5 protein-coding genes are annotated in these 7,332 nt (G+C 69.5%); 1 reads left to right on the forward strand and 4 read right to left on the reverse strand.

Translation table 11 applies throughout. The features are described 5' to 3' along the window. The first annotated feature begins 142 nt into the window (after positions 1-142). Complete coding sequence (katG, locus tag ACFHNC_RS22350; RefSeq protein WP_437171455.1) at positions 143-2,353, forward strand: catalase/peroxidase HPI; 2,211 nt, start codon at positions 143-145, stop codon at positions 2,351-2,353. Between the two features lie 69 nt (positions 2,354-2,422). Here katG and ACFHNC_RS22355 read toward each other — a convergent pair whose 3' ends face one another. The 4 genes from ACFHNC_RS22355 to ACFHNC_RS22370 form a co-directional block, all read right to left on the reverse strand. After that, on the reverse strand, positions 2,423-3,337 hold the full coding sequence (locus tag ACFHNC_RS22355) for a DMT family transporter (protein ID WP_437171456.1): 915 nt from the start codon (positions 3,335-3,337) through the stop codon (positions 2,423-2,425). Then, complete coding sequence (locus ACFHNC_RS22360; RefSeq protein WP_437171457.1) at positions 3,334-4,572, reverse strand: Hsp70 family protein; 1,239 nt, start codon at positions 4,570-4,572, stop codon at positions 3,334-3,336. The genes ACFHNC_RS22355 and ACFHNC_RS22360 overlap by 4 nt, the downstream gene beginning before the upstream one ends. 67 nt (positions 4,573-4,639) lie before the next feature. Further along, a complete protein-coding gene (gene serA / locus ACFHNC_RS22365; protein WP_437171458.1) occupies positions 4,640-5,887 on the reverse strand; it encodes a phosphoglycerate dehydrogenase in 1,248 nt (415 codons plus the stop codon). Between the two features lie 66 nt (positions 5,888-5,953). Further along, on the reverse strand, positions 5,954-7,332 hold a 1,379-nt coding region (locus tag ACFHNC_RS22370), incomplete at its 5' end, for an HWE histidine kinase domain-containing protein (protein ID WP_437171459.1).

Genomic DNA, 7,332 nt, shown 5'->3' on the forward strand with positions numbered 1-7,332 from the left:
ACTTCCATTGATGCAGGCGGAACGTCTAGCCTGCCCGCACTGACGTCACCGGAGGACGGTCTGGCCGGGCTTGCGCCGCGCCGAAGCGGGCCGCCAACACTCCCCTCCGCCGCGGCAGAACGAACAGGATCGGAGAGAAACCATGGACGGAAACAGCGCCCCCGGCGCCGGCAAATGCCCCGTGATGCACAACGCACCGCGGCATACGAGCTTCGGCGGCAGGTCCAACCGTGACTGGTGGCCGAACCAGCTCAACCTGCGCATCCTGCACCAGAACGCCCCCGCCTCCAGCCCCATGAACCCGGCCTTCAACTACGCCGAGGAATTCAAGAAGCTCGACCTCGAGGCTGTGAAGCAGGACATCTTCGCGCTGATGAAGGATTCGCAGCCCTGGTGGCCGGCGGATTACGGGCATTACGGCCCGCTGTTCATCCGCATGGCCTGGCACAGCGCCGGCACCTACCGCACCGGCGATGGCCGTGGTGGCGCCGGCGCCGGCACGCTGCGCTTCGCGCCGCTGAACAGCTGGCCGGACAACGGCAATCTGGACAAGGCCCGCCGCCTGCTGTGGCCGATCAAGCAGAAATACGGCGACAAGCTCTCCTGGGCCGACCTGATGGTCTTCGCCGGCAACTGCGCCATCGAATCCATGGGCCTGAAGCCCTTCGGCTTCGCCGGCGGCCGCGTCGACCAGTGGGAGCCGGAGGAGGACGTCTATTGGGGCAGCGAGGACACCTGGCTCGGCGATGCCCGCTACAGCGGCGACCGTGAGCTGGCGAACCCGCTGGCCGCCGTGCAGATGGGCCTGATCTACGTGAATCCGGAAGGCCCGAACGGCCAGCCGGACCCGCTGGCCTCCGGCCGCGACATCCGCGAGACCTTCGCCCGCATGGCGATGAACGACGAGGAGACGGTGGCGCTCGTCGCTGGCGGCCACACCTTCGGCAAGTGCCACGGCGCGGGCGATGCCGCGCAGGTGGGGCGGGAGCCGGAGGGCGCGAGCATCGAGGAACAGGGCCTCGGCTGGCGCAATACATTCGGCAGCGGCGTCGGCGTGCACACCATCACCAGCGGCATCGAGGGCGCCTGGACCAACAATCCGGTGCAGTGGGACAACGGCTACTTCGACAACCTGTTCAACTATGAATGGGAACTGACGAAGAGCCCGGCCGGTGCCTGGCAGTGGACTCCGGCAAATGGCAGCGGCGATGGCACGGTGCCGGACGCGCATGACCCGTCGGTGCGCCACGCGCCGATGATGACCACGGCCGACATGGCGATGAAGATGGACCCGGCCTACGCGCCCATCTCCAAGCGCTTCCATGAGAACCCGGACCAGCTGGCCGATGCCTTTGCCCGCGCCTGGTTCAAGCTGACCCATCGCGACATGGGGCCGAAGGACCGCTACCTCGGCGCGCTGGTGCCGCAGGAAGAACTGCTGTGGCAGGACCCGGTGCCGCCGGTGGACCACAAGCTGGTCGATGCGCAGGACATCGCGGCGCTGAAGGGCCGCATCCTGGCCTCGGGCCTGCCGATCCATCAGCTGGTCGCCACCGCCTGGGCCTCGGCTTCCACGTTCCGTGGGTCCGACAAGCGCGGCGGCGCCAATGGCGCGCGCATTCGCCTGGCGCCGCAGAAGGACTGGGAGGTGAACCAGCCGGCCCAGCTCGCCGGCGTGCTGGCGAAGCTGGAAGCGATCCAGCAGGACTTCAACGCGGCGCAAACCAGCGGCAAGAAGGTCTCGCTGGCGGATCTGATCGTGCTCGGCGGTTGCGTCGCCATCGAACGGGCAGCCCGCAAGGCGGGGCATGAGGTGGAGGTGCCCTTCACCCCGGGCCGCACCGACGCCGCGCAGGAGAAGACGGATGTCGAATCCTTCGACGTGCTGGAGCCGACCTCGGACGGTTTCCGCAACTACCAGCAGACCCGCTACACCCTGACGGCGGAAGAACTGCTGGTCGACCGGGCGCAGTTGCTGACGCTGTCGGCGCCGGAAATGACGGTGCTGGTGGGTGGCCTGCGCGTGCTGAACGCCAATACCGGCCAGGCGCAGCATGGCGTCTTCACCCAGCGGCCGGAGACGCTGAGCAACGACTTCTTCGTCAACCTGCTCGACATGGGCACGGTCTGGCGCCCGACCTCGGAGGCGGCCGAGGTGTTCGAGGGCCGTGACCGGGCGACCGGCGCGGTGAAGTGGACCGGCACGCGGGTGGATCTGGTGTTCGGCTCCAACTCCCAGCTTCGCGCCTTGGCGGAACGCTATGGCTGCGAGGATGCGAAGGAGGCCTTTGTGAAGGACTTCGTCGCCGCCTGGACCAAGGTGATGAACCTGGACCGCTTCGACCTCGCCTGACCCACGCCAAAGCCCTCTCCCCCCGACGGGGGGAGGGGGTTGGGTGAGGGGGGGCAGCGCCACCCGGCGCTACCTCCCCTTAACCAACCGCGCCAGCACCGGCCCCAGCCGGTCCGCGAACACCACCAGCACCGCCGCGACCACGATCAGCATCGCGCCCAGCAGGCTCGGCAGTGCCGGCACCAGGCCGAAGATCAGCAGGTCGAACAGCACCGCCCAGAGCAGCGCCGTGTATTCGAAGGGCGCCAGCAGCGAGATCGACGCGCGCGCCACCGCCTCCGTCATGCAGATATGCGCCAGCCCCCCCGCGAAGCCGGCGCCAACCAGGTACAGGAAGGCCTGCCCTGAGACATCGGCCCAGCCGAACGGCCAGGTCGCCAGCCCGCCAGCGGCGCAGACCAGCGAGAAATACAGCACGATCGTGCCCGGCAGTTCCGTTGCCGTCAGTCGCTTCACCTCCACCCTGGCGCCGAGCACGGTGGCAGCGGTGGCCAGCCCGGCCCCGACGCCGATCAGCGTATCCGCGTCCAGCGTCGGGCCGATGAAGGCGGGCAGCAGCATCAGCAGCACGCCGCCGAAGCCGAGCACCGCGGCGCCGCCGACCAGCAGCCCCGGCCTTTCGCGCAGGAAAATCATGCCTACCGGCACCGCCAGCAGCGGCGCAAGGAAACTCAGCGCGGTGGCCAGCGCCAGCGGCAACTTGGACAGCGACAGGAAGGAGAAGAACATCGAGGCGCAGCCGTACAGGCTGCGCCGCACATGGCCGAGCGGATTGCGCGTCCGCAGCCCCCGCGGGAACTGGCCGCGCCAGGCCAGATAGGCCAGCACCGGAATCAGCGCCCAGGCGCTGCGGTGGAAAACGATCTGCCCGACCGGCGCCTCCGCCGAGGCCAGCCGCACCTGCAGCCCCATCACGGTGAACAGCAGCGTCGCCGACAGGCGCAGCGCGATGCCCCACAAGGGGTGTTCGCGCGGGGCGGTCACGCGCTGCCCATCAGGGCCAGCCCCTCCGCCACCGAGACGAACTCACCGCCCGCCACCACGCGATCCGCCCCGAAGCGGTCCTCGAAGATGCGACGAACGGCGGGGACAAGGGACGACCCGCCGGTGAGGAAGACGCGGTCCACGGCCGAGGCCGGCAGCCCGGCATCGGCCAGCGCCGCATCCACCGCGACGCGCATTTGTCCGAGCTCCGGCGCGATCCATGCCTCGAAATCGGTGCGCGCGATCTCTGCCGAGACCTCGAAATCGGCGTGGCGAAAGGACAGGGTGGCGTGGTCGGCGCCGGACAGCGCGGCTTTGGCGGCGGAGACGGCGCGGTACAGCGCGTAGCCGGCCTCATCCTTCACCAGCCGCATCAGGCGGTGCAGTTGCTCGGGGTGTTCGGCGGTCCGGGCCACCGCCTCGATGTCCCGCATGGTCTTCGGCGCGCGCATCAGGGACAGCAGATGCCAGCGGGCAAAGCTGCTGTACCAGGCGGGTGGGATCGGCAAATCGGTGCCCGTGACGCGATAGGTGCCGCCCTTGCCGAGCAGCGGGGACACCACGCGGTCGATGATCCGGTAGTCGAAGGCATCGCCCGCCACGCCGACGCCGGCCTGGCCCAGTGCTGTCACGCGCCGCGGCGGCCCCGGGTCGAAGCGCAACAGCGAAAAGTCGCTGGTGCCGCCGCCGAAATCCGCCACCAGCACGGTGGCCGGCCGGTCCAGCCCGGCGGCGAAGCGGTGCCCGGCGGCGGCCGGTTCCAGCGCCACTTGGACATGCTCCATGCCCGCAAGGCCGAAGGCGGCGCGGAGCCGGCGCTCGCCCAATGTATCGTCGGCGGATTCGCCCACGAAGCGTACCGGGCGGCCCACCACCACCTGCGCGCCGGCCAGATCGTCCCGGAACGGAGACAGAAGTTCGCGCAGGAACACCGCCACCAGCGGCTCCAGTGCCCAGGGCTGGCCGAGGATGCGCGTCTCCTGAAAGCTGCGCTGCGCCAGGTAGCTCTTCATCGACATGATGAGGCGGGAATCGAGCGGGTCATCGAGATAGGCCTCGATCCCCGCCGGCCCGGCGGCGTGCTTCACGCGGCCATCGGCGCCGTTCCAGAAGCAGATGACGCTGCGGAACACGTCATCCGTGGCATGGCGCAGCACGCGCACGCTGCCATCGGCGGCGAGCGCCGTGACCACGCTGTTGGTGGTGCCGAAATCGATACCGATGACGGGTTGCATGGCGAAAACCTTGGCCGGGGAGGGCGGCGGCTTAGACCCCACGCGGACGCCCCTGGCAACCCCGCGGCTAATGCCGCTCGTAGATCAGCCGTGCCCGCACCGTGCCGGGCAAAGCGCGCAGCTCGGCCAGGATCAGCTCCGCCTCCGCCCGCGCCTCGACGCTTTCGATCACGACGTAGCCGAGTTCCGAATCCGTCTGCAGGTACTGCGCCGTGATGTTCAGCCCGCGCCGGGCGAAGCAGGTGTTCATCTGGGACAGGATGCCGGGCGAATCCCGGTGCAGATGGGTCCAGCGCGCGCCGGTCGGCCGCGCCGGCAGTTGCACCTGTGGCAGGTTGACGCTGCCCATGGTGGCGCCGGTGTCGGAATAATCCACCAGCTTGCGCGCCACTTCCTGGCCGATGCGGTCCTGCGCCTCCGCCGTGCTGCCGCCGATGTGGGGCGTCAGGATGACGTTGGGCAGGCCCTGCAACGGCGAGACGAAGGCCTCTCCGTTCCGCTTCGGCTCCTCGGGGAACACGTCCAGCGCGGCGCCCAGGATGCGCTTCTCCCGCAGGGCCGCGGCCAGGGCCGCCACATCCACCACGGTGCCGCGGGCATTGTTGATGAAGATGGCGCTCGGCTTCATCGCGGCGAATTCGCGCGCGCCCATCATGCCGATCGTGTCCGGCGTCTCCGGCACATGGATGGTCACGACATCCGATTGCGCCAGAAGGTCGTGCAGGCTGGCCGCTGGCGTTGCGTTGCCATGCGGCAGCTTGCCGGTGTGGTCGTGGTACAGCACCCGCATGCCGAAGGCCTCGGCCAGCACCGAGAGCTGGCTGCCGATATTGCCGTAGCCGATGATGCCCAGCGTCTTGCCGCGCATCTCCCAGCTATTGGCCGCGGATTTGTCCCAGCCGCCGGCATGGGCCGAATTCGATTTGTCGACGATGCCGCGCATCAGCATTACGGATTCCGCCAGCGTCAGCTCCGCCACGCTGCGGGTGTTGCTGAAGGGCGCGTTGAATACGGCGATGCCGCGCCGGGCGGCGGCCTGCAGATCCACCTGGTTGGTGCCGATGCAGAAGCAGCCGATCGCGATCAGCCGGTCGGCGGCGGCCAGCACGTCCTCCGTCACCTCGGTGCGGGACCGGATGCCGAGGATATGCACGCCCTTCACCGCCTCGATCAGCGCCTGGCCTTCCAGGGCCTTCTTTTCCCGCTGGATGGTGACGTAGTCAGCCTGGCCGAACAGGTCCACCGCGCTGTCGGCGATGCCTTCGAGCAGCAGGATCTTGATGCGGTCCTTGGGGAGGGAGATGCGGTCGTTCATTGCGCCTGGCCGTATGGAAAACGCCGCGTTCTGCGCCCTGCGGGCCGCCCCGGCAAGGGCCTGGCCTCAGCCCGCGCCCCACATCAGCCCGGGCTGTTCCGCCGTCTCTGCCGCCTTCGGGGTCAGCGGCACCTCCAGCCGGCAGGCCAGGCCCTCCGCCCGCCAATCCAGTTGCAGCCAGCCGCCAAGCTGGCGCCGCACCGTGCCATCCAGCACCCGGGTGCCGAAGCCGAGGCGCCTTGGGGCGCCGGCCAGCGCCGGGCCGCCGCGCTCGGTCCAGTCCAGGCGCAGGCGTCCGTCCTGCAGCGACCAGCGCACATCCAGCCGGCCCGCCTGCACCGAAAGCGCGCCGTGCTTGATGGCGTTGGTCGCCAGTTCATGCACGATCATGGTCAGCGGCTGCGCCGTGCCGGGCGGCAGCGCCACGGTCGGCCCGGTCAGGACCACCCGCACCGCCCGCTCCGCGCCCAGGAAGGCGGTGAGCTCGCCGGCGAGCAGCGCGCCGAGATCCGCCGCTGCCCAGCTATCGGCGGCCAGCAGCGTATGTGCGCGGGCCAGCGCGGACACCCGGCCCTGCAGGGCCTCGGCATAGCCATCCACATCCCCGGCCCGCGTCATCCGGATCATCGCCTGCACCACGGCCAGCACATTCTTGGCGCGGTGGTCCACCTCCCGCGCCAGCAGGGTCTGGCGTTCCTCCGCCTTCCGCCGGTCGGTGATGTCGAGCACGGAGCCGACATGGCCGAGATAGCCGCCCTTCTCATCCAGCCGCGGCTGCGCGGCGTCGATCGCGTAGCGCCAGCTTCCATCCGCATGGCGCAGCCGGTAGTCCAAGCGCAGCGCCGCCTTGTCGAGGATCGCCTCCTCGAATTTCCGCTCCGCCTCCGGCCGGTCCGCCGGATGCACCGCATCCAGCCAGCCATGGCCGAGGCCGGTGGCGGGGGTCTGGCCGGTGAAGGCGTACCAGCTGCGGTTGAGATGGGTGCAGTCGCCATGCCGGTCGGTCACCCACATCATGGCCGGTGCCGCATCCAGAAGGGAGCGGAAGCGCCCCTCATTCTCCCGTAAGGCCCGCTCGGCGAGGACCTGGCCGGTCGTTTCGATGCCGCTGCAGAACATCCCGACGATGCGGCCTTCGTCATCGTGCAGCGGGCTGTAGGAGAAGGTGTACCAGGTGTCCTCCGGGTAGCCGTGGCGGGACATCACGAGGTGCATGTTCTCCCGCCAGATGGCCTCCCCGGCCAAGGCGCGGTCCACCAGCGGCTTGAGGTCCGGCCAGATCTCGGGCCACACGCGTTCGAACGGGCGGGCAAAGGCATCCGGGTGGCGGGGGCCGAGCATGGCCGCATAGGGCAGGTTGTAGAGCAAGGTCAGGTCCGGGCCCCAGGCGAGGAACATGGGCTGCCGCGAATGCATCATCAGGCGGTAGACCGCGGCCAACGACG

The sequence above is a fragment of the Falsiroseomonas sp. E2-1-a4 genome, assembly GCF_051433165.1.
Taxonomy (GTDB): Bacteria; Pseudomonadota; Alphaproteobacteria; order Acetobacterales; family Acetobacteraceae; genus Falsiroseomonas.